The following is a 22593-nucleotide window of genomic DNA, read 5'->3' as shown; positions in this document are numbered from 1 at the left end:
CTACAGCGGCCCGACGGCGAGCACCGTCACCACGGGCTCGCCCGCCTCGTCGCTCGCCGCGAGGTCGACGCTCGCCGTGATCGCCCAGTCGTGGTCGCCCGCCGGGTCGTCGAGCACCTGCCGCACGAGCCACGTGCCCGCGGGCACGACGCCGCCGGGGGCGTGCTCCGCAGTCGGGCCCTCGTGGCCCGCGGGCAGCTCGGCGCCCGCCTCGACGACGCGGAACAGCGCCGCGGAGCGGGCCCCGGGCCCGATGCCGATCGCGTCGTCGCCCTGGTCCTCGAAGAGCGGGTCGAGCGCGTCGCCCCACGCGTCCGCGTCCCAGCCCGCGCCGCCGTCGAGCGCGCCGAGCGCGCGGTAGTCCTCACGCGCCGCGAGCTCCACGCGCTTGAACAGCGCGTTGCGCACGAGGCGGCGGAACGCGCGCGGGTTGCCTGTGACGGGACGCGTCGGCGCCTCGGCCCCCGCCCCGGAGAGCGGGCCGTCGCCCACCTCGGTGTCCGCGTCGTCGTCGACCGGGTGCGCCAGGCGCTCCCACTCGTCGAGGAGCGACGAGTCGACGCCGCGCACCAGCTCGCCGAGCCACTCGACGATCTCCTGCACCTCCTCGGTGCGGTGCTCCTCGGGGACGACCTGGCGCAGCGCGCGGTAGGCGTCCGCGAGGTAGCGCAGCACCACGCCCTCCGTGCGCTCGAGCCCGTAGACGGACACGAACTCCGCGAACGTCATGGCGCGCTCGACCATGTCGCGGACCACGGACTTGGGGGAGAGCTCGGCGTCCGCGACCCACGGGTTGGACCGCTTGTACATCGCGAACGCGGGCGCGAGCAGCTCCTCGAGCGGCTTGGGCCACGTGATCTCCTCGAGCAGCGCCATGCGCTCCTCGTACTCGTACCCCTCGGCCTTCATCGCGGCGACGGCCTCGCCCTTGGCGGCGTTCTGCTGGGCGTAGAGGACCTGGCGCGGGTCGTCGAGCGTCGCCTCGATGACGGAGACGACGTCGAGCGCGTGGGTCGCGCCCTCGACGTCGAGCAGGTCCAGGGCCGCGAGCGCGAACGGCGACAGCGGCTGGTTGAGCGCGAACTCGCGCGGCAGGTCGCCGACGAGGCGCACGCTCGGGCGGTAGCCCGCGGGGCGCGACGGGTCGGGGACGCGCACGCGCTCGACGATCCCCGCGACGCGCAGCGAGCGGTAGATGCGGAACGTCTGGCGCACGTGCTCGCGGCGCTGCGACTCGGTGTCGTGGTTCGCGAGGAGGAGGTGGCGCATGGCCTCGACCGGGTCGCGGCGCGGGTCGCTCGCGTCGGCCTGGCCGCCGCGACCGTGCTGCGCGGTGCGCGCGAGGACGTTGAGCACCATGGCGTGCGTGACGGTGAAGTGGCTCGTCAGCGGCTCGGGCTCGGCGTCGCGCAGGCGCTCGAACGTCGCGTCGGTCCAGTTGACCGAGCCCTGCGGCGCCTTCTTGCGGACGATCTTCTTGAGCTTCTTCGGGTCGTCGCCCGCCTTGGCGAGCATCTTGCGGTTCTCGATGACGTGCTCGGGTGCCATGACGAGCACCTCGCCCACGGTGTCGTACCCGGCGCGGCCTGCGCGCCCCGCGATCTGGTGGAACTCGCGTGCCGTGAGGTGGCGCATGCGCTCGCCGTCGAACTTCACGAGGCTCGTGAGCAGCACGGTGCGGATCGGTACGTTGATGCCGACGCCGAGCGTGTCCGTGCCGCACACGACCTTGAGCAGGCCCGCCTGCGTGAGGCGCTCGACGACGCGCCGGTACTTGGGCAGCATGCCCGCGTGGTGCACGCCGACGCCGTGGCGCAGGAACTTGCTGAGCGTCTTGCCGAACCCGGTGCCGAAGCGGAAGTCGCCGAGCTCGGCGGCGATGGCCTCCTTCTCGGACTTCGTCGCGACGTTCATCGACAGCAGGGACTGCGCGCGCTCGACCGCGTCCTTCTGTGTGAAGTGCACGACGTACACGGGCGCGCGGCGCGTGCTGACGAGCTCCTCGATGACCTCGGTGAGCGGCTCGACGACGTAGCTGAAGTGCAGGGGGACCGGCCGCTGCGCGGTGGTCACCTCGGCGACGGGCCGGCCGGTGCGCTCCTCGAGCTCCTCGACGAACCGGGTCGTGTCGCCGAGCGTCGCGGACATGAGCAGGAACTGGGTGTTCGGCAGCTCGAGCAGCGGCACCTGCCACGCCCAGCCGCGCTGCGGGTCGGCGTAGAAGTGGAACTCGTCCATGACGACCTGCGAGATCGCGTCCTCGTCGTCCGCACCGGCGTTCTCGCCGCCGCGGCGCAGCGCGATGTTCGCGAGGATCTCGGCCGTGCAGCAGATGATCGGCGCGTCGGGGTTCACGGCGGAGTCGCCCGTCGTCATGCCCACGTTCTTGGAGCCGAACGCCGCGACGAGCGCGAAGAACTTCTCGCTGACGAGCGCCTTGAGCGGCGCGGTGTAGTAGGTGCGGCCGCCGCGGCCCGAGCGGTGCGCGGCGAGCGCCGCGAACTGGGCGCCCATCGCGACGAGCGACTTCCCCGACCCGGTGGGCGTCGAGAGGATGACGTGCGAGCCGGTGACCAGCTCGATGAGCGCCTCGCTCTGGTGGGGGTAGAGCTCGAGACCCTGCTCCGTCGCCCAGGTGGTGAACCCCTCGTAGAGCGCGTCCGGGTCGGGGGCCTTGCCCGTCGGGGCGGGCACGTGCGCGAGGAGAGCCGGGGTGCGGCCGGTCGTGGTGGTCACGGGACGAGTCTGTCAGGTGTCGCGCAGGCGGGTCGCCGGACCGCAGCCCGGGGCGATCGGCGAGGAGTGAGACGGGGGTTGATAGCGCTGTCAACGTGTGCGAGGGTAGCCCCGGACGTGCACGGGACGCGCGTCCGGCCTCCGCGTCACCGACGACCACCGAGCCCACGCCGCCGTGGGACGGAGGGAGCACCCCGTGCGGTCACCCGCAGATCACCCGCTCGTCACCTGCCCCTGACAGGGTGGCGCGGGCCCGCCCCCGCCACCCCACGCCACCTCACCCCCGACCGACCTGGCCGCCCCGGCGCCCCCCCGCCGTCGGCCCCTGCCCGAGGACACCATGGCTCCCAGCCTGCCGACCCCCCGATCCCTGCACCCCAGATCCGTGACCCCCGGGACCACGATCCCGGACCGCCCGCGCCGGCCCGCCCCGCGGCTGGTCGCGGGCGCGCTCGCTGTGGCGCTCGCCGTCGTCGGCCTCGCGCCCGCGACCGCCGCGAGCGCCGCCCCCGAGCCGCCGTCGGCCGACTACGCGTCCCTGGTCGACGTCTTCGTCGGCACCGAGGGTGACTACGGCAACGACATGCCGGCCGCGCAGGCGCCGAACGGCCTCGCGAAGGTCAACCCACGCACGACCCCGGGCCGCAACAACACCGGGTACGACTACGCGCAGTCGAAGATCTCGGGCTTCACGCACACCAACCTCGACGGGGTCGGGGGCTCCGGCGGCGGTGGTGACCTCCTCGTGGTGCCGACGTCCGGGTCGTACACGGCGCGCCCCGGCACGGGCACGTACGCGCACCCGTTCTCGCACGACGACGAGGACGCCGGACCGGGCTTCTACTCCGTCGGGCTCGGCAACATCGCCGGCAAGGACGGTGCCATCACCGGTGCACCGGGCACGATCGAGGCCGAGGTCGCGGCCACCACCCGCTCGGGCGTGCACCGCTACGCGTTCCCCGCCGGCTCGACGCCGAGCCTCGTGGTGGACCTCGAGACGAACAACACGAGCCGCCGGTCGTCGTCGGTGCAGGTCGAGACGCGCGCGGACGGCACCGTGGAGCTGTCCGGGCAGGTCACGGGCTACTTCTACAACGCGGCCTACACGCTGTACTACACCGCGCGCACGCTCCAGCCCGCGACGGTGCAGACCTGGGGCGACGACGACCGGCTCGTCGACGCGACCGCCCAGGACGGCGTCGACACCGGCGCGATCCTCACGTTCGACCCGGCCGACGCCGGGGAGGTCGGGCTCCAGGTCACCCTGTCGCCGGTGAGCGTCGAGCAGGCGCGGATCGACCAGCGGGTCGAGCTCGGCGACCTGTCGTTCGACGCGATCCGTGATCGCACGCGCGCGGAGTGGAACGCGACGCTGGGGCGGGTCGCCATCGACGCCTCGACGGCGACGGACCCGACGGGCGAGCTCCAGCAGCTCTTCTACACGCACCTCTACCGCATGTTCGCGATGCCGATGAACGCGACGAGCACCTCGGGCACGTACCGCGGCGTCGACGGCGCGGTGCACGCCGCGCAGGGCTTCACGTACTACGACTCGTGGGCCACGTGGGACGACTTCCGCAAGTTCTCCGTCATCGCGTACATCGACCCGGCGCTGTACCGGGACATGGTGCAGTCGCTGATCTACCTGTTCGCGGACGCCGAGGCGACGGGGACCGGCGGCGGGCTCGGCGGGTTCGTGCACTCCGTCCCGACGGTGCGCTGGGAGCGGTCGTCGGTCGTGGTCGCGGACGCGATCGCCAAGGGCTTCGACGGGTTCGACCGCCTCGACGAGGCGTACCCCGCGCTCCAGCGCCTCGTGGGGCAGTACAGCGCGGACGAGCTCCGGCGCGGCTACGTGGCGGGCAACCCCGGCGCGTCGGTGCAGCGGGGCTACGACCAGTACGGCCTCTCCGTGATCGCGGACGCGCTCGGGCTGACCGACGAGGCCGAGACGCTGCGCGAGCAGGCGTCGTGGCCGATCGAGAAGCTCACGAAGCCGGGCGCGTGGACCGCGGCCGACGGCACCCCGGTCGGCCTCCTCACCCCGCGTGCTGCCGACGGCTCGTGGCAGAGCGCGGACCACGAGCGCTTCGAGGCCGCGAGCCTCTACCAGGGCACGCTCTGGCAGTACCACTGGTACGACGCGTACGACATGGACGCGCTCGTCGAGGCGATGGGCGGCCCCGAGGCGGCCCGCCTCGCGATGCGTCACATGTTCGGGGAGCACGCACCGGACGACGGCAAGGCCATGCTCCACTCGAACGCCAACGAGATCGACCTGCAGGCGCCGTACCTGTTCAACTACACGGGTGAGCCGAGCCTCACGCAGAAGTGGGCGCGCGCGATCTACACGAAGGAGACCTGGAACCGGTACATCGCGACGGGCTCCTCGAGCGCCGTCCCGAGCGGCGGCGGCGAGTTCACGCCGCCCGTGAGGACGAAGGTCTACCGGCTCGACCCGCGCGGGATGCTCCCCACGATGGACAACGACGCGGGCACGATGTCGACGATGTTCGTCGCCGCGGCCGTCGGGCTGTTCCCGGTGACCGCGGGCTCGTCCCAGTTCCAGGTCGGGTCACCGTTCTTCGATTCGACGACCATCACCTACGACGACGGCAGCGCCTTCACGGTCACGGCCGACGGCGTCTCGGAGGACGCGTTCTACGTCCAGTCCGCGACGCTCGACGGCGCGACGTTCGGCAACACGTGGGTCGACTACGCGACCGTGGTCGGGGGCGCGGACCTCGCGTTCCGCATGGGCGAGCAGCCGAGCGACTGGGGCACGGACACCGCGCCCGCGTTCTCGATGAGCACCGCGACCGACGAGCCGGCCGAGGGACCGCGCGTCAGCGCCGAACCGACCACCGTGCAGACCGGCGACGGCGGCGCGCTCGACGCGACCGTGACGCTCACGCTCGACGGCGCCCGCCTCGCCGCGCCCGCCGGTACGGACCTCGTCACGAGCGGGGCGGCGAGCGTCGTCGGGCTGCCCGACGGCGTCACGGCGGCGGTGACGGTCGCGTCGCCGACCGCGCTGACCGTCTCCCTGACGGGGACGGCGTCCGCCGACGCGCGCTTCTTCGTGCACCTGCGCGACGCCGCGCTCGCCGACGGCGTCGCCGCGGCGACGCTCCAGGGACAGGGCGTCTCGGTGCGCTCGCCCCTGCGGCTGTCCGTGGCTTCCGCCGAGCGCGACGCGCTCGCCGCGCTCGTCGACGACGCCGTGCTCGTGCGGCACGGGAACTACTCCTCGGTGACGTTCGACCGGTTCTCCACCGCGCTGACGAAGGCGCAGGAGGCCCTCGGTGACGAGGCCGCGACGAGCATCGCGCTGCGGTTCGCGGCCGACCGGCTCGGTGCGGCGGCAGACGCGCTCGACCTCACGGGCGGCGGGTACCGCACGCTCGAGGCCGAGCAGTCCGAGGCGTGGTCGGGCGGGGAGCTGAAGAACGAGGCGAACAGCTCGTCCGGCAACCTCGGCGGCGTGCGTTCCGGGTCGTGGGTGCAGTACCGCGACATGACCTTCGAGACCGCGGCCGGGGACACCTCGCCGCGCTTCCTCACGGTCCGGTACGACACGAGCTTCGCCCCGACGGACACGCCGAGCACCGTGCGCGTGCACGCGGGCGACGTGAGCGGCCCCGTGGTCGCGACCGTCGACCTCAAGGGCACGAGCGGCTGGGGCAGGTACGCCGAGGTGACGGCGGAGCTGGGCGACGTGCAGGCGCTCGTCGACGCGCAGGTCGTGACGTTCGAGCTCCTCGCGCCGTCGGGGCGGAGCTGGGTCGGCAACTTCGACTGGTTCCGGTTCAGCGCCGAGGACCCGGCGACCCCGGGCCAGCCGGGCGAGTCGCCGACGGTGACGATCGAGGCCGAGGACTGGACCGCGAGCTCCGGTCGCGGGCTCAAGAAGGAGTCCTCGACCTGGACGAGCGGTCCGGTGACGAACGTCGGCGGCACCGCGGACGGCGACTGGATCGCCTACGGCGAGGTCGACCTCGGTGAGCTCCCGCTCGGCGAGCTGTCGGTCCACTACGTGCACAACGCCAACCGGTCCGGGAACAACTCCGCGCTGTCGGTGTACCTCGACGCGTTCGACCCGGAGAACCCGGGGGAGCCGTTCGTCACCGTGCCGCTGCCGACGACCGGGTCGAGCTGGACCGCGGACGGGACCGCGACCGTCGTCCTTCCCGAGACGGTGCAGGGGACGCACGAGGTGTTCGTGCGCCTGTCGACCGAGCCGTACGCCGACCACCCGTACGTCGCGAACCTCGACAGCCTGACGTTCTCGCCGGGCGGCCCGACGTCGGTCGTCGTCGAGTCCGAGGCGTGGACGTCGCACTCGGGCCGGGGGCTCAAGAACGAGTCCTCGACCTGGACGAGCGGGCCGGTGACGAACGTCGGCGGCACCGCGGACGGCGACTGGCTCGCCTACGGTGAGATCGACCTCGGGTCCGCCGCGCTCGACCAGCTCTCCGTGCGCTACGTGCACAACGCGAACCGGTCCGGGAAGAACTCGGCCCTGTCGGTGTACCTCGACGCGTTCGACCCGGCCAACCCGGGCGAGCCGTTCGTCACGGTGCCGCTGCCGAGCACCGGGTCGAGCTGGACCACGGACGGGACCGCCGTCGTCGACCTCCCGAGCACGGTGCGCGGCAAGCACCAGGTGTGGGTGCGCCTGTCGACCGAGGCGTACGCCGACCACCCGTACGTCGCCAACCTCGACAGCATGCGCTTCTTCACGGACGCGTACGACGTCGAGGTCCCGCCGACCGACACCGCGGCGCTCGCGGCGGTGGTCGACGCGGCCGGGACGCCCGAGGCGGAGATCGCGCGGTACGGCCGGATCGACGCGCGCGTCTTCACGCGCGAGCTCGCGGCGGCACGGTCCGTGCTCGCCGACGCCGGCGCCACCCAGGCGCAGGCCGACGAGCGGGCCCGGCGCCTCGGCCTGGCCACCGACCAGCTCGTTCCCGCCGAGCGCCGTCGGCTCGAGAACCTCGTGGCGAGCGCGGAGACCCTGACCGACGAGGGGTACAGCCCTGAGTCCTGGCAGGCCTTCCGCACGGCGCTCGCCGCGGCGACCGGGACGCTCGACGACGCCGCGGCGTCAGACGCGGCGCTGCACGACGCGCGGCTCGCGCTCCAGGGCGCCGTCGACGCCCTGGAGGAGCCGGCCGACGTCGTGCTCGTCGAGGTCGAGGTCAGCCCGCGCTGCCTCGCCGGCAAGCCCTACGTCGCGGTCCGCGCGGTGAACGTCTCCGACGCGGCCGTCGACGTCGAGCTCGCGTCGTCGCTCGGGACGAGGTCGTTCACCGGCGTCGCGCCGGGCGCGAGCGCGTACCAGTCGTTCGCCGCGCGGTCCGCGACGGGCGACCTGGACGTCACCGTCACGGCGACGGGGGCGGACGGCACCCAGACGGTCGAGCAGGTCGTCACCGTCCCGTCCTGCTCCTGACCGCAGGACGCACCACCGACCCGGGAGGCGCCGACGGGGCGCCTTCCGGGTCGGCACCCTGGCGCCTCCGCGGCGGACCGGGCACGCTGGAGCCCCGACCGACGACGGAGGCGCCACCGTGACCGAGGAGTACCAGGGCCGGCCCGCGTTCCACGCGCAGACCCCCGCGGAGTGGCGGGCGTGGCTCGCCGCGCACCACGACGACCCCGAGCCCGGGGTCTGGCTCCTCACGTGGCGCCGCGAGAGCGGCCGGCCGACGTTCGGGTACGAGCCGTGGATCGAGGAGGCGCTGTCCTACGGCTGGATCGACGGGCAGGCCGCGACCGTCGACCAGGACCGGCACGCGCTGTGGTTCACGCGCCGCCGCCCCGGCTCCCGGTGGACGCGCCTCAGCAAGGAGCGGGTCGCGCGCGTCGAGGCGGACGGACGCCTGACGGACGCGGGGCGCGCCGTCGTGGAGGCGGCCCGGGCGGACGGGTCCTGGACCCGGCACGACGACGCGGAGGCGCTCGTCGTCCCGGACGACCTCGCCGCGGCGCTCGGCGAGCGGCCCGACGCGCGGGCCCGCTTCGACGCCTTCACGCCGGGCGTGCGGCGCTCGATCCTCGGCTGGATAGTCGAGGCGAAGCGTCCGGAGACCCGGGCCCGCCGGATCGCGGAGACCGCCGAGCTCGCGGCGCAGGGCGTCGCCGCCCACCAGCCGCGGCGCTGACGGCGCACGGCGGTGCGCCGCACCCCGCCGTCACGACAGGTCCCAGAGCAGCCGGTAGTACGCGATGCGCTCCGGGTCGGGGTCGACGCCGTAGCCCGCGTAGACGTGGCCGTCGTACCCGGGGCCGTAGTTCCACTCCGTGCTCCACGCCGCGACGGCGAGGTCAGCCCAGCGGTCCGCGACCCCGAGCGAGCCGAGGTCGACGTGCGCGGCGAAGGTGCCGTCGTCGTGCAGGAGCGTGTTCGGCACGCACGCGTCCCCGTGGCACACGACGAGGCGGTCGACCGGGGGAGCGTCGTCGAGCCGGGCGCGCGCCTCGGCGACGGCCAGAGCGCGGTGCTCGGGGAACCACTCGTCGGGCCCGTGCCCCCGTGCGAGCCGGTCGTCGGCGTTCGCGACACGCTGCGCGACGGACCAGGTGAAGGGGCACGAGGCCACCGGGAGCGCCTCGTGCAGCGCGCGCAGCCCGCGGCCGATCGCGACCGCCGCGACCGCCGGGTCGCCTGTCCAGCGCGCCTCGACCGCCGACCGCCCCGCGACGGCCTGCGTCACGAGCCACGAGCCGTCGTCGTCCGCGCCCCGGTCGAGGACGCGCGGCACGGGGGTCCGGTCGCCGACCCACGCGAGCCGCTCGGCCTCTCCCGCCAGGTCGATCTCCGGGACGCCCGCCGGGACCCACTTCGCGTACCGGACCGTTCGCGCGGCCTCGCCGCCGCGCGGGTCGAGACGGAACGTCAGCCCGCCGACGGTGTTGCGCCAGACCGGGGTGACGGCGTCGTCCCCCGCGAGCGCGCGGACGACGGCGGGGACGGCCACGGGGCCCGTGGGGATCTCGGCGATGGTCTCGGCGCGGCTCACGCGGGCGATCCTCGCACGCGGGCCGGTCGCCGGTCACAGCCGTCGCCGGCGCGACGCCGGTCTCGTCTGCGCGTCGGCGCGTCGGCGCGTCAGCGGGGAGAGCGGGCGGCCACGCCGTCCGGCGGGAGCAGCGCGTCGCACGCGGCGACGAGCCGCTCGCGCAGCGCCGCCCCGCGGGCGGCGAACGCGCGCTGGTGCCGCACGTACTCGGCCTTGCCCTCGGGCGTCTCGATCGCCACCGGCTCCAGCCCGTACGACGACACGTCGTAGGGCGACGCCTGCATGTCGACGACGCGGACGTCGCGCGCGAGCTCGAAGGCGTCGAGCACGACGTCCCCGGGGACGGCCGGCGTGAGCTTGAGCGCCCACTTGTAGAGGTCCATCGTCGCGTGCAGGCACCCCGGCTGCTCCAGGGCCGGCTGCGTCTCGCGCGTCGGCCGCAGGCGGTTGAGCGGACCGGCCTCGGGCGTGAAGAAGCGGAACGCGTCGAAGTGGGAGCACTGCACGGGGTGGTCCTCGACGACCCGGTCCGTCCCCTCGTGCCCGAGCCGCAGGGGGAGCGGGTGCCGGTGGTCGCGCCCGGCCGCCTTGTCGCGGTAGACCATGGCCCACTCGTGGAGCCCGAAGCAGCCGAACCGGCCCGGGCGCGACGCGGTGGCGTCGAGCAGGGCGCGCAGGTACCGCACGGTGTCGCCGCGGTCGGCGAGGAACGCGTCGGTGTCGAGCGCGAGGCCGTCGGGCGTGCGCCGGTACCAGCGCCATCCGGCGCGGTCGGCGTAAGGGTCGGGCGCCGCGTCGGTGCCCGGTACCGCACCGCTCGCGGCGGTCGGGGGAGCCAGCACGACGCCCGGCCCCGGGTGCCAGCGCCGGAGCTGGGCCGGACGCGTGGGGTAGTAGGTGAAGAGGAAGTCCTCGATCGCGTGCTTCTGCCCGAGCGGCTTGCGGTGCCGCCACCCGGCCGTGAGCGCGTCCGCGCGCTCGGCGTGGGCGCGGTCGAGCTCCGCCCACTCCGCGACAGGCAGCACGACGGGGCGGACGACGGGCGTCGTCCGGTGGGTCGCGGTGGCGGTCGCAGGCACGCACCCAGGGTACGAGAGCCCACGGGGAAGCCCTAGGAGGACGCGTGCCACGGAAACGAACCGTCACCATCTCGACCCTCGTCGTCGCCGCGCTCGCGTGCGCAGGCATCGCCACGGCGCGCGACGACTTCCCAGCCCTGCTCGACGAACTCCGCGAGACGGCGGGCAGCTCCGCGCAACTGCCGGACGCCACCGCATCACCCGACCCCTCCGTCGACGTCGAGGAGGTTCGGGCGCTACTCGATGAGCTCGAGGTCAAGGGCCGCGCGCCCAAGGCCGGCTACGACCGAGACCTCTTCGGGCCTGCCTGGGCCGACACCGACCGCAACGGATGCGACACCCGCAACGACGTGCTGCGCCGCGACCTCACTGCCGTCACCTTCAAGCAGGGCACGAACGGCTGCGTCGTCCTGAGCGGGACGCTCCAGGACCCCTACACCGGGCAGTCGATCAACTTCGAGCGCGGGCAGGACACGTCCTCGGCCGTCCAGATCGACCACGTTGTCGCCCTCGCCGACGCATGGCAGAAGGGCGCCCAGAAGTGGAGTGCTGAGACCCGCGAGCAGTTCGCCAACGACCCGTTGAACCTGCGTGCGGTCGACGGACCGACGAACCAGCAGAAGGGAGCGGGCGACGCCGCCACGTGGCTCCCCCCGGCCAAGGGCTACCGATGTGAGTACGTCGCTGCGCAGGTCGCGGTGAAGAGCGCGTACGGCCTGTGGGTCACCGCGGCCGAGGCCGACGCCATCGAGCGTGTACTGGAGGGCTGCTGAATCTCGCTCAGCTTGTGCCCTCGTCATCCGGTTCTTCGGGCGGTGGTTCTTGCTCTGAGCGTTCGTGTCGGATGAAGTCTGCGTGCGTGAGCTGTTGGCGCAGCGCCCGGAGTGCCTCCGCCATCTCGGGCGTCAACGGCACCTTGTAGTGGCTGCCGAAGAGGTGACCCACCTCGTGGATCTGCGAGCTCAACCCACGGCTCGCTGCCGCGATCAGACGCTCCCGGTCGCTGTCAGAGAGGTTCCAACTGGGGCCATAGGTCCGGAGAAGATCGTTCTCGACGGCGGACGCTGCCGCGGATACGGTGAGACGGCCCCGGAAGTCGGTGATCCGTTCCAGGGCCCGCTCGGCCTCGACCGCCGCCGCGAGCTCGTCCTCCTCCTCCAGGTTCTGGGACGTGACGGAGATGGCGAGGGCGTCGTCAGCCTTCCTCAAGAGCTCGCGCGTGGAGAGCTGGTAGTACCTCTGTCCCGTCTCGCGCTGGAACTCCGACACCAGGAGCGGGTGCGGCACGTCGCGCCCGCCCGGGACCTTCTGCCACCAATCCGTCTTGGCGTCGTCGGTGATGAGGACGACGTCGGTCCCGTTCTTCCTGGCGTGGGCGAGCACCTCGCACCACAGCAGGTAGTCACCCGCCGCCGCGGACACGCCGCGGCCAGTGATCTTGTGCGCGTCGTCGAACCCCGGGGGTAGGCGCAAGGGGACGCGGACCGTCTCGAAGTCGCGGGCACGCTTCGCGACCTTCTTCGCCCGAGGGGCTCGGCCGACCTGGTCGTCGTCGAGCAGTGTTTCGAGCTCGGCGAGGACAGGGTCGTCGCTCTGGTCGATGCGGTGCGGGTCGTCCTTCTCGAGCTCATCGAGTCCGTCGACGATCGCCTTGACCAGCGGGTTGATGAGCTCCTTCACGCGGGTGGTCGTCTCGTCGTAGCGGCCTTCGCCGCCGCCGAAGGTCTTCACGGACTTCTGGAGCGCGTCCGCCGCCGCGCGGACCGTCTCGTAGGCGGTGCCGATCCCGGCCGCGACCTCGCGACGGTTGCGGTGGAACTCGATGCCCACCTGGTGGGGGAGGAAGAGCCGGGGGCCGATCGCCTTCAGTACCTTGAGTCGCGTGGCGCGCAGGTCAGGGGAGACGCGGTAGAGGCCGAGCAGCACGTTGGTGTCGAGCACGACCGTCGCCTCACGCAGGGCGGTGTTGACCTCGTCGTCGTCGGGCCGCTCGTAGTGGTGGCTGAACTGGGTTCGCACGCGCACACGCTACGCCCTCGGCGCTCGCTGTCGGTGGGGGCCGATACGCTCCCGCACGACGACGCCCCTACCGGCTACCCCCTGAGCTGGTCGGGGCTCGTCGCGTCTGGGCTCAGCGGCGCTCGACGGCGTCTGCCCAGAGCCACGCCCAGCCCTCGCTTCCCTCGCGCGAGACGTATTCCCCGGCTATTCGGTCCTCGTCGGGCTCATGCGTCGGTGCCACGCCCGTGCCCTCAGGCATCAGGTCGGATGTACGGCGTCACCTTGACAAGGCCCGTTGGAAGATCAGAGACCGCTCGCGCAAGGTCTGGTGTCACGAGTTTCACCTCGAGGAGGACCTGCGGCTGCACCTGCTCTGTTACCGCTTCGCCGAAGGCGCTGAGCAGTTCGTCGGGGACGTGCGCGTACAGGCCTCGGGCCGTCCCCAGCTCGGTTCGGGTCCATTGGCACCGGACGATCCGGAACTGGGTGATTGGTATGCCCTCCGCGCGCAGCACGCGTTGGGCGGTGGGGGCGTCGAACACGCACAAGTCGCCGACGAGGTCGCTCCCTGGCGTGGTGTGCGCTGCGGCGAGCAGGTCTGCGGCCGTGAGCGCGTCGAGCGCCTTTCTCAGGATGGCGTAGCGCGATGGCTCGATCGGTCTGCCGGCAGAGGCTCTCTGCTGGAGGGGCTTGGGTTCCTCGCGCGTGACGGTCACGCGGGAGACGGCGATGCCGGAGCCGTCCCAGATCCCGTGCACCTTCAGCAGCTCGTCAGGTCGAAGGGTGGGCTCGGGTGGATCGGGCCACGTGGTCCTTACCGTCCATGGCGAGTCGTAAGGGGCAGTCTGCGCATGTTCCGGGTCGAGGGCGAGGCCTGTCTCGCCCTCGACCACAATGGGGAGTCCGGCGGCCACCACTCGTGACCCCGGCTGCAGCCCTTCGATCACGGTGATGGCGCTCAGTAGTTCGTCCCCACCATGACCATCCAGTAGTAGTACCCGGTCGGGCAGCCCGGCACGTAGAACCGCTGGCACTTCCATGACTTGAAGTCCGGTGCCACCTTCTTCAGGTACGCCATACGAGACTGACAGTTCGCAGACGACGTGATGTGGAAACCGTCGTAGGGCGTCCAGGTGATGACCTGCGGCGTGACGATGACCCCGCCGTCATCAGTGTCGACAGCGCCCCGCTCATCGATGCCCTGGAGCTCGCTGGCGACGTGAAGCTGGGCAACCTCGGCCTGGGCGTTCTCAGCAGCTGCGCACGCCGCTGCTGCGGCTGCCGGGCGAGCGCCGACAAGTAGGGCAACCAGGATCGTTGCCAGCACGGCAAGGGGGATCAACCCCTTGCGTGTACGCAAAGCGATCGATTCGTTCATTTCCACGCTCCTCTCTCGTCGGGAGCGTGCGCGAACTCCTGCAGCCCCCTGCTGGTGCCTGGGACGGTACGCCCGAACGTGTTCCTTGTCTCGGGATACCTCGGCCCGCCCGGCTCTGCAGCAGTCGCTACGGGCAACTCGAGGCTCCACTCAACTACCTGACCTGCACAAACAGATCCGATAGCCGGTTAACAGGTAGCGCACGTGGACCTGGCGGCCCGCCCATGCGACGGCCTCGCCGTCGACGCGGGCCTCGCCGCTCTGGCGCTGCGTGACCCACGCGCGCACCGGGATGCCCTCGGCCGGTCGCACGATCCGCTCGCCGCGCCGCGCGAGCTCGGGCGCTTCATCGGCGTGGTCGCGCATCGGGACCGTCTCGATGCCGGACGGTCAGCCGCCCGGAGGCGGACGTCGACGAGTACCCACGACACAATCGTACTCGAACACCAGTTCTATTGGGTTCTCGCCAAGGCGTCGTCGACGTAGGCGACGCAACTGCTGAGCCCGCACATCTCGTCGCACCCGGATGTTCTCCAGGGTGTTGTTGTCGACGCGGGCCTGACGAGGAGGAGAGGAGCCCGCGGCCAGCGGCGCGTAGCGGGGGTACGAGGCCGGAAGACGGCCCGAAGGCCATTCAGCCCCGAACGGGTGACAAAGGTCCTCGATCTTGTGTCTGGGCGAGCACCTGGCCGAGGTGACTGCCACGGTGGGGCGCGTCGGCCCGCAGGGGGCCAGACGCTTCAGTCGAAGGAGACCGCCAGGCATGAAGCAGCAGATGAGGCGCTCGACCACAGCACTCGTCACCGTGATGGCGCTCTGCGCCGCATCCATTCCCACGGCTGCCGCGCAGGAATCGAGCACCGCCACACAAGACCCGACCACGGACGTGGCCGTGCTTGATGGCCTCGATCCTCAGGCCGAGGTCCTAGTGATCGACGTCGGTGAGGGGCCCGGAGACCTGAGCACCCTTGTCGTCGACGTCAACGACCTGACCGAACGTGAGCAGCACGAGGTGGCGAGCGACCTTGAGATCATGCTCGACGCTGACGCCACCGCACAGGTGCTGCCCGCCGGTGAGGCTGAGAGCCAGCTCGCGCTCGACACAACAGTCGGGGCGGCGCTGCGCGAGGCGGGCGCACCCCAGGGCGGCGGGGGTGTCGTCACCGCGATGAAGACCGCGGCGACAGTCTCGATCAAGTGCAAGGCTGACCGCGAGTTCGTCGACGCCAACAATCGGCTCAGCATCCAGAACAACTGCCCCGTCAAGAAGGTCCACTGGGGGCTGCGTCTGAGCGACGGCTTGAAGAGCATCATCAACTCAACCGTCACTGAGCGTGGTGCCAAGGGCTGGCGTAACGGGATCTCCCTCGGCATGAACGCCCGCCACGCCAACGTGGGCAAGACCTACTGGTTCCACGGCGGGTTCTCGATGAACAGCGTGCCTGCGACATTCAAGTTCGATGACCAGTTCACGTTCACCATCCGCTCGGGAGGCAAGACCCTGCCTGCCTCGCTCTACGTCTGCAAGACCGTCAGGCTGACCGCATGAGCGCCAGCGACAAGCCCCCTGCCGCGGACCTCGCCACCATCACGACCTGGCTCCCCGAGGAGTCCCATGGGGTCGCCACGACCGACACCGATCGCCATGAGGTCTGGATCTTCTTCCCGATGCTCCGCGGCGGATTGCGCACCGACCAGCTCTACGTCGGTAAGCGAGTGCACCTCACCTACGAGCCGACCCCCGACCAAGACGGCTACAAGTGGATCGGGATCGAGGTAACGCCGCTACCCCGATAGTGTCCGGCGCGGGCCCGCAGACACGGGCCCGCGCCCTCGCACTGCCTGCCGCGTGACAGACACCGTCCACGATGCAGAAAGCCAGCATTCCCAACGATCTCTCGCGTCTCGCTCAGGGGAATACGTGTTCGAACAGCGGCGTAGCCTGGACGGGTGACGACGACCGCGCTCGACCCGCTCGAGGTGGCTCGCGCGACCTTGCGTCGCGCCGAGCTACGCACGGGCGTGCGCGCGTCGACGCCGGGCGTCGTCGACCTCGACGACGGCCCGCGGCCGCTCGGCGCGATTCTCGACGACGGGCGCCTGCCGCGTGGCACAGCGAGCGTCGTGACGGGCTCGACGTCGCTCCTGCTCGCGCTACTCGCGACCTCCCAGGGCACCTCGGACTGGCTCGCCGTCGTCGGCGCGCCCGACGTCGGGATGCTCGCGGCCAACGACGCGGGCGTGGCGCTCGACCGCGTCGCCCTGGTCCCCAAGGTAGGGGAGGACCCTGCGGGCGTCGTCGCGGCCCTCCTGGGTCGTCGCGGCCCTCCTGGACGGTATGACCTACGTCGTAGTAGGCCCCGACGCCCACCTCAGCCCATCCGAGCGACGCCGCTTGCTCGCCCGCGCGCGAGAACGCGGCTCGGGGCTGGTGAGTGTCTCACCGTGGGATCAGGCCGCGGTGCGTCTCGACGTCGTCGAGCGCCGCTGGGCGGGGCCGGACCGTGGGGCCGGCTACCTGCGTCGTTGCGAACTCGACGTCGCTCGCACGGCACGCGGCATGACGGACCGCTGGACACTCACCCTGCCCATGCCGGGAAGCCCGCTCGTCGACGCCGTCGACGGCCAAGCGCGCCCGGCAGCGTCGACGCGCCGCACGCGGCTGCGCCTCGTCGGGTAGGGCCTCGCCGCTCGGCGCTCGCGGCCCCGGGTCAGCGGTTGTTGTACGCCTCGACGACGGCGGCCGAGATGCGGCCGCGGTCAGACACCTCGTGCCCGTTCTCGCGCGCCCACTGACGGATCGCTGCCCGGTCGTCGCCACTGGCGGCGGGCACGGTGCGCCGTCCAGCGCGTCGTCCGGCGTCGATGAAGGGCTGGAGCGCGCGCAGGAGCTCGTCGCGGTGCTCGTCGTTGAGGTCGATCTCGTAGACGGTGTTCTGCCACGCGAACCGGTAGGGCTTCGCACCCTCCGTGCCGTCCAAGTCGTCGGTCACGATCACGCGCTTCTGCTGCACCATGCGCCCCATGATCGGGCATCGGCGCCCATGGACGCACCAGAACGGTGCTGGCCCCGTCCCAGCGCTTCGCAAGTGGCCCTCAGGCAGAGACTCGGGTGATTTCCTGCGCGCTGGCGTCGTCCGGCGTTGAGCCCTCGGGCGGGGGCTGGTTATGGTCAAGCATGAGCAACCAACCGGAGGACCCGCGTGACCCTGACTACGAGGGTCGACGGTTCGCTAGCGACGAAGAAGCCGCCGCGGCATTGCCTGAACCGAGTCTCGACGACCCAGTCGCCGTGGGCATCTTGTTCCTCAAAGCGCTGCGAGACCCGGTGCAGTACTCGAATGCGCTCCACAATCTTGTCACTCCGGAGTCGCTCGACGCCTGGGGAGATTTTTCAGAGGCCGCGAAAGGCCTCGAGGCTATTCAGAACCCGGGCTTTGGAAGCAGGGCAAACAGGGCTCACGATGCCTCGGACGTTGCGTACGTCAAGATTCTCTCCAACATCGAACAATCGTACGAGGTAACAGAGGAGCAGGTGGTCCTCGCAGCAGCGGTGGTGACGCTTGTCTGGAGGCCTGAGTTCGGGCAATGGATGGTACATGGGCTCGGCGACCACATTCGCCCCGAAGACCTGCCACGTACCTCTCCCAACGATGCGCCAGAGGAGAGTCCGGAACCGTAGATTTTTACTCGGCCACTTCAGGGGATGGAAGTTCTATGCCATCCGGTCGTGAGAGCCAGTACGTTCGGTACTCCCGTTGAACGATGAGGCTCGGTGAGCCGGGACTGCTTCGGCCGGGCGAAGGTTCGGCCGAAATGAGGCGGTAGCGCCCGGGCTCTGAATCGTGCGTTTGGTAGATCGGGGCATGGCTGATCGCAAACGACCAGCTGATGCTCCCCCCACTGTCGAGCTGATCAGAGTAGGAGACTCCAGGTGGCTGCCCCTCCAATGACCGCGTTGCGGCATCCTCTTGGGTCACCCAGTGTTCGATCCAGGTCCAGGCGAGAAACTCAATCGAGTGATCTGCACCTGGGGCCAGCGTGACGACCCGGTCGTAGACCCTCTCTCCACCGTCCATCGGCAGGTAGTCGACTCGCAGTTGGACGACTCTCTGGCTGCCGTTGTAGATCCCAATGCGGCCCTGGACACCGAGCGCCTTGCGTGCGTCGGCGGGGAGCGTGAAAGACGCGTCCAGTGGGCAGCGTTCCCAGGAGTTGGCCTGGTAGGGATTCGGCGAGAGCGTCGGTGGCCAGAAGATCGTCTGCTGAGGGATGACCGAGATAGCTGGAAGTGTCGCGTCGATGCGAGCTCGATGAGCCTCTACGACGAGTGCCCTGCTATGGCCTTCCTCCTGCCGCGCGATCTCGAGCGCGTCGTTCGCGGTTTCTAGACCTGCTGCTGCTGCCTGGGCCGCCTCGCGCGAGGCATTCGCACTCTTCCGCGTCTCCCACGACTGCCAAGCGACGATTGCTGCTGCGACGCAGGCAGCAGTAGCAGCGACGACCTCGGCTCCATCCGGCATGTCCCGAAGGTAGCCCCGAAAGGGCCCGCAGTACGGGTGAATCTGGAGCAGGGCGCGACGCTACGGTCCGACGTGCTCCACCATGCGCGCCATGGTGATCGCAGATCAGGTTCAGCAGGTAGGGGAGCGCGCGCGTGGCCGCGTTCCGGAGGATCACGGCCTGGGTGGCGCTCGCGGCCCGGGAGGGGCCTCAGAGGGCCCGTGGGAGACGTGGGAGCCGTGGGAGCCCTCGTGGGAGGAGCCTGGGGGCACTGATCCTTGGTGGCCCGGTTGGGGGCCTCCTGACGCGGAGCGCGTGCGGGTGAGCGCGCGGGGCCCGCGGCGCTCGTGGACCTGGACGCGCACGGCCGCGGGGGACGAGTTCGAGCAGGTCGTCGAGGAAGGCGCCGTGATCGCGGTCGAGGTCGACCGCGGCGGCGGCCCTCGCTCGCAGACCGTCCGCGGCGGGTCGCAGGTCCAAGACGGGGGAGACAGCCGGGCGCTCGCGGTGCTCCAGCTCGTCGTCGACGTCGTGGGGGTCGTCGTGACGGTCGGCGGGCTCGTGGCGACGGTCGCTGCGTTGGGGTGACCCGGCCGTCCCGCGGGGTCGGGCGTCGGAGCTTCGCCGGCTGGGGTCTGGGGGACGGTATGTCCTGGCTCTGGCCCTGGCCCGCGCGGTCCCCGGGTGAGCTGCTCGTCGAGCTAGCCCCCAGGCAGACATACCGCCGTGGGATCTCCTCGAGCTGAGCCGGCGGTGGTATGTCCGGGGGCTCGTGGTCGTCGAGCTGGGCGGCGAGCTCGTCGAGCTAGGGGGAGACATACCGTCGCGCTGGTCTGGCTCGAGCTCTCCTCGAGCTCGAGCGCGCGCCCGGGTTGTCGGGCTGCTGCTGGGGGCCCGCGTCGACGCGGGGCTTCGGTGGGGGCGACGTCGTCGTGCTCCGGGTCTCGTCGCGGTCGTCGTGCGCGGGCTGGTGGGGCGCTCGCGGCCGCGGCGGTCGCTCGTCGACGTCGGCGCTCGCGGCTGGTGGGGCGCTCGCGGGCGGCCGTCGGGGTGGGGGCTCGTCGGGCCGGGGCCCGGGCGGTATGTCTGGGGGGGGTGGCCGCGGTCGTCGAGCTGCTGGTCGGGCTCGAGCTGCTCGTCGACGGGGAGCTGGTGGGACATACCGTCGGGCGTGAGCTGCGTGAGCTGCGTGAGCTCGGGGGTGTGGGGATCTCGGTGGGCTGGTCGTCGAGGGGGTGCTCGTCGACGTCGGGCGTGGGGTCACGGGCGTGGGCTACCAGGGCCAGTGGTGGGCGAGGGCGATCAGGGCGAGGCGTAGGGCGGTGGTCGCGGCTTCTCGGTGCCACCAGGGGCGTCCTTGGTGGCGGGCGCGTCGTCGGGGGCTGTGGTGCTCGGGCATGGTCGTCCTCTCGGGTCGTGGGGCCCCGGTCGGGGCCCTCGCTTCGAGGGTGCGGGGGCTGTCGAGCCACCCCCGCGGCGCTCGCGGCCGGGAGCCGGCTCCGGGTCGGGGGCGGTATGTCTGGGCGCGGAGGCCGCGGCTGGGTCGGGGGCGAGCTGCGTGAGCTCGCGGGGGACTACCGTCGTCGCGGTCGGAGCTGGAGGAGATCTCGGCGGCCTGGCTATGGGGCGTCGGCGCGGCGGACTTTCACCCGCCGCGCGGTTTTCCCGATGTGGGCGCGACCGGGAAGAATGGCCGTGAACGTGCTGTGAAGACCCGGCGCGTCCGGCCGGCCGACCGCGCGTCGGCCGGCCACCCCGACCCGAACGACCGATCTCGCGGCGAGGCCGCGGAGGAGCACCATGTCGCAGCCGCCCACGGCACCGCAGGACCCGTACCAGTTCGACCCCTACCGGCCGCAGGGCTCCGACCCGGCGCAGGAGGGGCACGGACAGGGGCAGGACGCGTGGGCGCCGCAGGGAGAGCCGCAGCCCCAGCCGTACGGCTCGCCCGACGCCGCGTACGGCGCGCCCGGCTACGGCAGCACGCCGGAGCAGGCGCCCTACGGAGACCCCGGCAACCCGCCCTACGGTGCCGATCCTCAGGCCGCGTACGGGCAGCAGGGCTACGGCCAGCCTGCCGGGTCCCCGGCGCAGGGGTACGCGCAGCCCTACCCCGACGCCGGCGCGCAGCAGCCGTACGGCCAGCCCTACGGCGACCCTGCCCAGCAGCCCTACGGCGCCGCGCAGCAGCCCTACGGGAGCCCGTACGGGAACGGCTACGCCGCGTACACGGCGCCAGCGCCGTCGACGGGCACGATGGCGATCGTCGGCTTCGTGCTGGCGATCCTCGGCTTCCTCGGCAGCTGGATCCCGTTCGTCAACATCTTCGCCGCGGTCATGGGCATCGCCGGCGTGGTGCTCGGCTTCGTCGGGCTGTCGCAGGCGAAGCAGGGCCGGTCGGGCAAGGGCTTCTCCATCGCGGCGATCGTGCTCGGTGTGGTCTCGGTGCTCGTGACCATCCTCGTGTGGGTCCTCTTCGTCGTCGCGGCGAACGAGGCCTCGTCGCAGTACGAGCAGACGCTCTCGGAGATCCAGGAGGACTCCGACCGCGCGCTCGGCGAGTCGACGGACGAGATCCTCGCGAACGACCTCGGTGTCGAGGTCGGCACGTTCGAGGGCACCGCCGACGAGTTCGGCTGGGTCGAGTCGGCCCTGCCGCTCACGCTGACCAACACCTCCGACGAGCCGCTGACGTTCGACCTCGACGTCGACGCCGTCGCGGCCGACGGCACGGTCGTCGAGTCCGACTTCGTCTACACCGACCAGCTCGCCCCGGGCGAGTCGACGACCGTCGAGGCCTTCGACTTCATCGACTCCGAGAACCTGGAGGCCATGAAGACGGCGACCTTCGAGGTCACGCGCGTGAGCGCGTACTGACCGACGCACGGGACCGAGGGACGGACCGGTGAGCACGAGCGACCCCAGGACCCCGCCCGACGACGCGGCGCCCGCACCCGCCTGGGGCACGGCGCCCGGCGCGGCGGGGGAGCGCGAGCCCGCGCCGTCGGCACCCGGCCCTGCGGAGCCCTCGCCGCCCGCGGACGGCGGCGAACGCCCGGCCCCCGGCGACCCCGAGCCCGCACCGACGGCGCAGCCCGCGCGGGTCCGACGGCCGGGGACGGGCGTGCTCGTCACGGCGTGCCTCGGCGTCCTGCTCGTCGGGGCCGTCCTCGTCACCGAGGCCATGACGGCGCGCTGGGGCTGGGCGCACGTGGGCTGGCTCTACCCCGTCGCCGGAGCCGTCGTGCTGACGGTCGGCGCCGTCGCCTGGCGTCGGGGCACGCGCGGCGTGCCGGGGGCGACGCGCGCGCTCGTCGCGCTGCTCGCGGGGACGGTCGTCGTCACGACCTGGGTCGCGGTCGACGTCGTGCCCGCGGCCGGTCCCGGCTACGGCGTGGGGAGCTCGCTGCGCGGGTACCCGCTCGGCGGCGGGTCCGACGACGGCCCGGAGATCACGGCCGTGTCCGACCGCGTCTGGTTCGGCGACTCGGTCCGGTACGCCGACGGCCTCGTCGTCTCGGTCTCGGCCCCGCAGGCGTACACGCCGAGCGAGCACGCGGCGGTGCGCGACGGCGACCCGCCGGACTCCGTGCGTGTCCGGGTGCGCCTGACGAACGGCACGGGCCGCGCCGTCGACCCCGGGAGCATCGACGTGCAGCCGGTGTCGGGCGGCCTCGTGGCCCGCCGGGTGTACGACTACGCGCCGGACGTCCTGCTCGAGCGTCCCGACCTCGTGGCGCGGGGGTCGAGCGGCGAGTGGGATCTCGTGTACGCCGTCCACGACCCGGAGGACGTCACGGTGGCGCTAGAGCCGACGTGGGCGAACTACGCGGTGGCGGTCTTCTCCTGGTGACGACACTTCTGAGAG

At 72.0% G+C, this 22593-nt stretch carries 19 protein-coding genes; 10 read left to right on the top strand and 9 right to left on the bottom strand.

The genetic code is table 11. The annotated features are described in order from the left end of the window. On the bottom strand, positions 1 to 2736 hold the full coding sequence (locus HKK73_RS12740; RefSeq protein ID WP_043657742.1) for an RNA helicase: 2736 nt from the start codon (positions 2734 to 2736) through the stop codon (positions 1 to 3). A gap of 385 nt (positions 2737 to 3121) precedes the next feature. Here HKK73_RS12740 and HKK73_RS12735 point away from each other — a divergent pair, with 385 nt between their 5' ends. Beyond that, positions 3122 to 8194, top strand: a complete 5073-nt coding sequence (locus HKK73_RS12735; RefSeq protein ID WP_171468144.1) for a glycoside hydrolase domain-containing protein — start codon at positions 3122 to 3124, stop codon at positions 8192 to 8194. Between the two features lie 118 nt (positions 8195 to 8312). Next, positions 8313 to 8906 carry a YdeI family protein gene (locus HKK73_RS12730; RefSeq protein ID WP_144722631.1) on the top strand — a complete coding sequence of 198 codons (594 nt, stop codon included), beginning with the start codon at positions 8313 to 8315 and terminating at the stop codon, positions 8904 to 8906. Between the two features lie 30 nt (positions 8907 to 8936). Here HKK73_RS12730 and HKK73_RS12725 read toward each other — a convergent pair whose 3' ends face one another. Both HKK73_RS12725 and HKK73_RS12720 read right to left on the bottom strand, forming a co-directional pair. Then, complete coding sequence (locus HKK73_RS12725; RefSeq protein WP_171468143.1) at positions 8937 to 9764, bottom strand: aminoglycoside 3'-phosphotransferase; 828 nt, start codon at positions 9762 to 9764, stop codon at positions 8937 to 8939. An 89-nt stretch (positions 9765 to 9853) separates the two neighbouring features. Further along, a complete protein-coding gene (locus HKK73_RS12720; protein ID WP_369824886.1) occupies positions 9854 to 10843 on the bottom strand; it encodes a 3-methyladenine DNA glycosylase in 990 nt (329 codons plus the stop codon). 44 nt (positions 10844 to 10887) lie between these two features. Here HKK73_RS12720 and HKK73_RS12715 point away from each other — a divergent pair, with 44 nt between their 5' ends. Next, complete coding sequence (locus tag HKK73_RS12715) at positions 10888 to 11616, top strand: HNH endonuclease family protein (protein ID WP_081895958.1); 729 nt, start codon at positions 10888 to 10890, stop codon at positions 11614 to 11616. Between the two features lie 7 nt (positions 11617 to 11623). Here HKK73_RS12715 and HKK73_RS12710 read toward each other — a convergent pair whose 3' ends face one another. The 4 genes from HKK73_RS12710 to HKK73_RS12695 form a co-directional block, all read right to left on the bottom strand. After that, positions 11624 to 12862, bottom strand: a complete 1239-nt coding sequence (locus HKK73_RS12710; protein WP_128082835.1) for a PIN-like domain-containing protein — start codon at positions 12860 to 12862, stop codon at positions 11624 to 11626. A 233-nt stretch (positions 12863 to 13095) separates the two neighbouring features. After that, a complete protein-coding gene (locus tag HKK73_RS12705; protein ID WP_085387631.1) occupies positions 13096 to 13791 on the bottom strand; it encodes a hypothetical protein in 696 nt (231 codons plus the stop codon). Positions 13792 to 13802: 11 nt separating this feature from the next. After that, the gene (locus HKK73_RS12700; protein ID WP_034654486.1) at positions 13803 to 14222 is read right to left on the bottom strand and encodes a hypothetical protein; all 420 of its coding nucleotides are present in this window, start codon (positions 14220 to 14222) and stop codon (positions 13803 to 13805) included. A 150-nt stretch (positions 14223 to 14372) separates the two neighbouring features. Further along, the gene (locus HKK73_RS12695; RefSeq protein WP_043655110.1) at positions 14373 to 14588 is read right to left on the bottom strand and encodes a hypothetical protein; all 216 of its coding nucleotides are present in this window, start codon (positions 14586 to 14588) and stop codon (positions 14373 to 14375) included. Positions 14589 to 14985: 397 nt separating this feature from the next. Here HKK73_RS12695 and HKK73_RS12690 point away from each other — a divergent pair, with 397 nt between their 5' ends. The 3 genes from HKK73_RS12690 (at position 14986) to HKK73_RS12680 (ending at position 16902) form a co-directional block, all read left to right on the top strand. Continuing rightward, positions 14986 to 15771 carry a hypothetical protein gene (locus HKK73_RS12690; protein WP_034654492.1) on the top strand — a complete coding sequence of 262 codons (786 nt, stop codon included), beginning with the start codon at positions 14986 to 14988 and terminating at the stop codon, positions 15769 to 15771. Continuing rightward, on the top strand, positions 15768 to 16019 hold the full coding sequence (locus HKK73_RS12685) for a hypothetical protein (protein ID WP_034654493.1): 252 nt from the start codon (positions 15768 to 15770) through the stop codon (positions 16017 to 16019). The genes HKK73_RS12690 and HKK73_RS12685 overlap by 4 nt, the downstream gene beginning before the upstream one ends. A 541-nt stretch (positions 16020 to 16560) precedes the next feature. Beyond that, positions 16561 to 16902, top strand: coding sequence for a hypothetical protein (locus HKK73_RS12680; protein WP_137281009.1), 342 nt, complete (start codon positions 16561 to 16563; stop codon positions 16900 to 16902). A gap of 31 nt (positions 16903 to 16933) precedes the next feature. On the opposite strand, the gene HKK73_RS12675 is transcribed toward HKK73_RS12680, so the two are convergent. After that, positions 16934 to 17239, bottom strand: coding sequence for an Lsr2 family protein (locus HKK73_RS12675; RefSeq protein WP_034654496.1), 306 nt, complete (start codon positions 17237 to 17239; stop codon positions 16934 to 16936). 161 nt (positions 17240 to 17400) lie between these two features. Between HKK73_RS12675 and HKK73_RS12670 the strand changes: the two genes are divergently transcribed. Next, the gene (locus HKK73_RS12670; RefSeq protein ID WP_128082837.1) at positions 17401 to 17904 is read left to right on the top strand and encodes a hypothetical protein; all 504 of its coding nucleotides are present in this window, start codon (positions 17401 to 17403) and stop codon (positions 17902 to 17904) included. A 4-nt stretch (positions 17905 to 17908) separates the two neighbouring features. Here HKK73_RS12670 and HKK73_RS12665 read toward each other — a convergent pair whose 3' ends face one another. Then, positions 17909 to 18745: a hypothetical protein gene (locus HKK73_RS12665; RefSeq protein WP_137281010.1), complete on the bottom strand. Its 837-nt coding sequence runs from the start codon at positions 18743 to 18745 to the stop codon at positions 17909 to 17911. A 301-nt stretch (positions 18746 to 19046) separates the two neighbouring features. On the opposite strand from HKK73_RS12665, the gene HKK73_RS12660 reads away from it, so the two are divergent. The 3 genes from HKK73_RS12660 to HKK73_RS12650 all read left to right on the top strand — a co-directional run bounded on the left by HKK73_RS12660 (position 19047) and on the right by HKK73_RS12650 (position 22578). Beyond that, positions 19047 to 19313 carry a hypothetical protein gene (locus tag HKK73_RS12660; protein ID WP_171468142.1) on the top strand — a complete coding sequence of 89 codons (267 nt, stop codon included), beginning with the start codon at positions 19047 to 19049 and terminating at the stop codon, positions 19311 to 19313. A gap of 1212 nt (positions 19314 to 20525) precedes the next feature. Further along, positions 20526 to 21602, top strand: a complete 1077-nt coding sequence (locus HKK73_RS12655; RefSeq protein ID WP_051028181.1) for a DUF4190 domain-containing protein — start codon at positions 20526 to 20528, stop codon at positions 21600 to 21602. A 28-nt stretch (positions 21603 to 21630) separates the two neighbouring features. Next, entirely contained in the window at positions 21631 to 22578 is a 948-nt protein-coding gene (locus tag HKK73_RS12650; protein ID WP_034654504.1) for a hypothetical protein, read from the top strand. Positions 22579 to 22593: the final 15 nt, after the last annotated feature.

This window comes from Cellulosimicrobium sp. 72-3 (genome assembly GCF_013127315.1).
In the GTDB taxonomy this organism is placed as follows: Bacteria; Actinomycetota; Actinomycetes; order Actinomycetales; family Cellulomonadaceae; genus Cellulosimicrobium; species Cellulosimicrobium funkei.
This window is presented reverse-complemented; position numbering and strand designations above follow the sequence as displayed.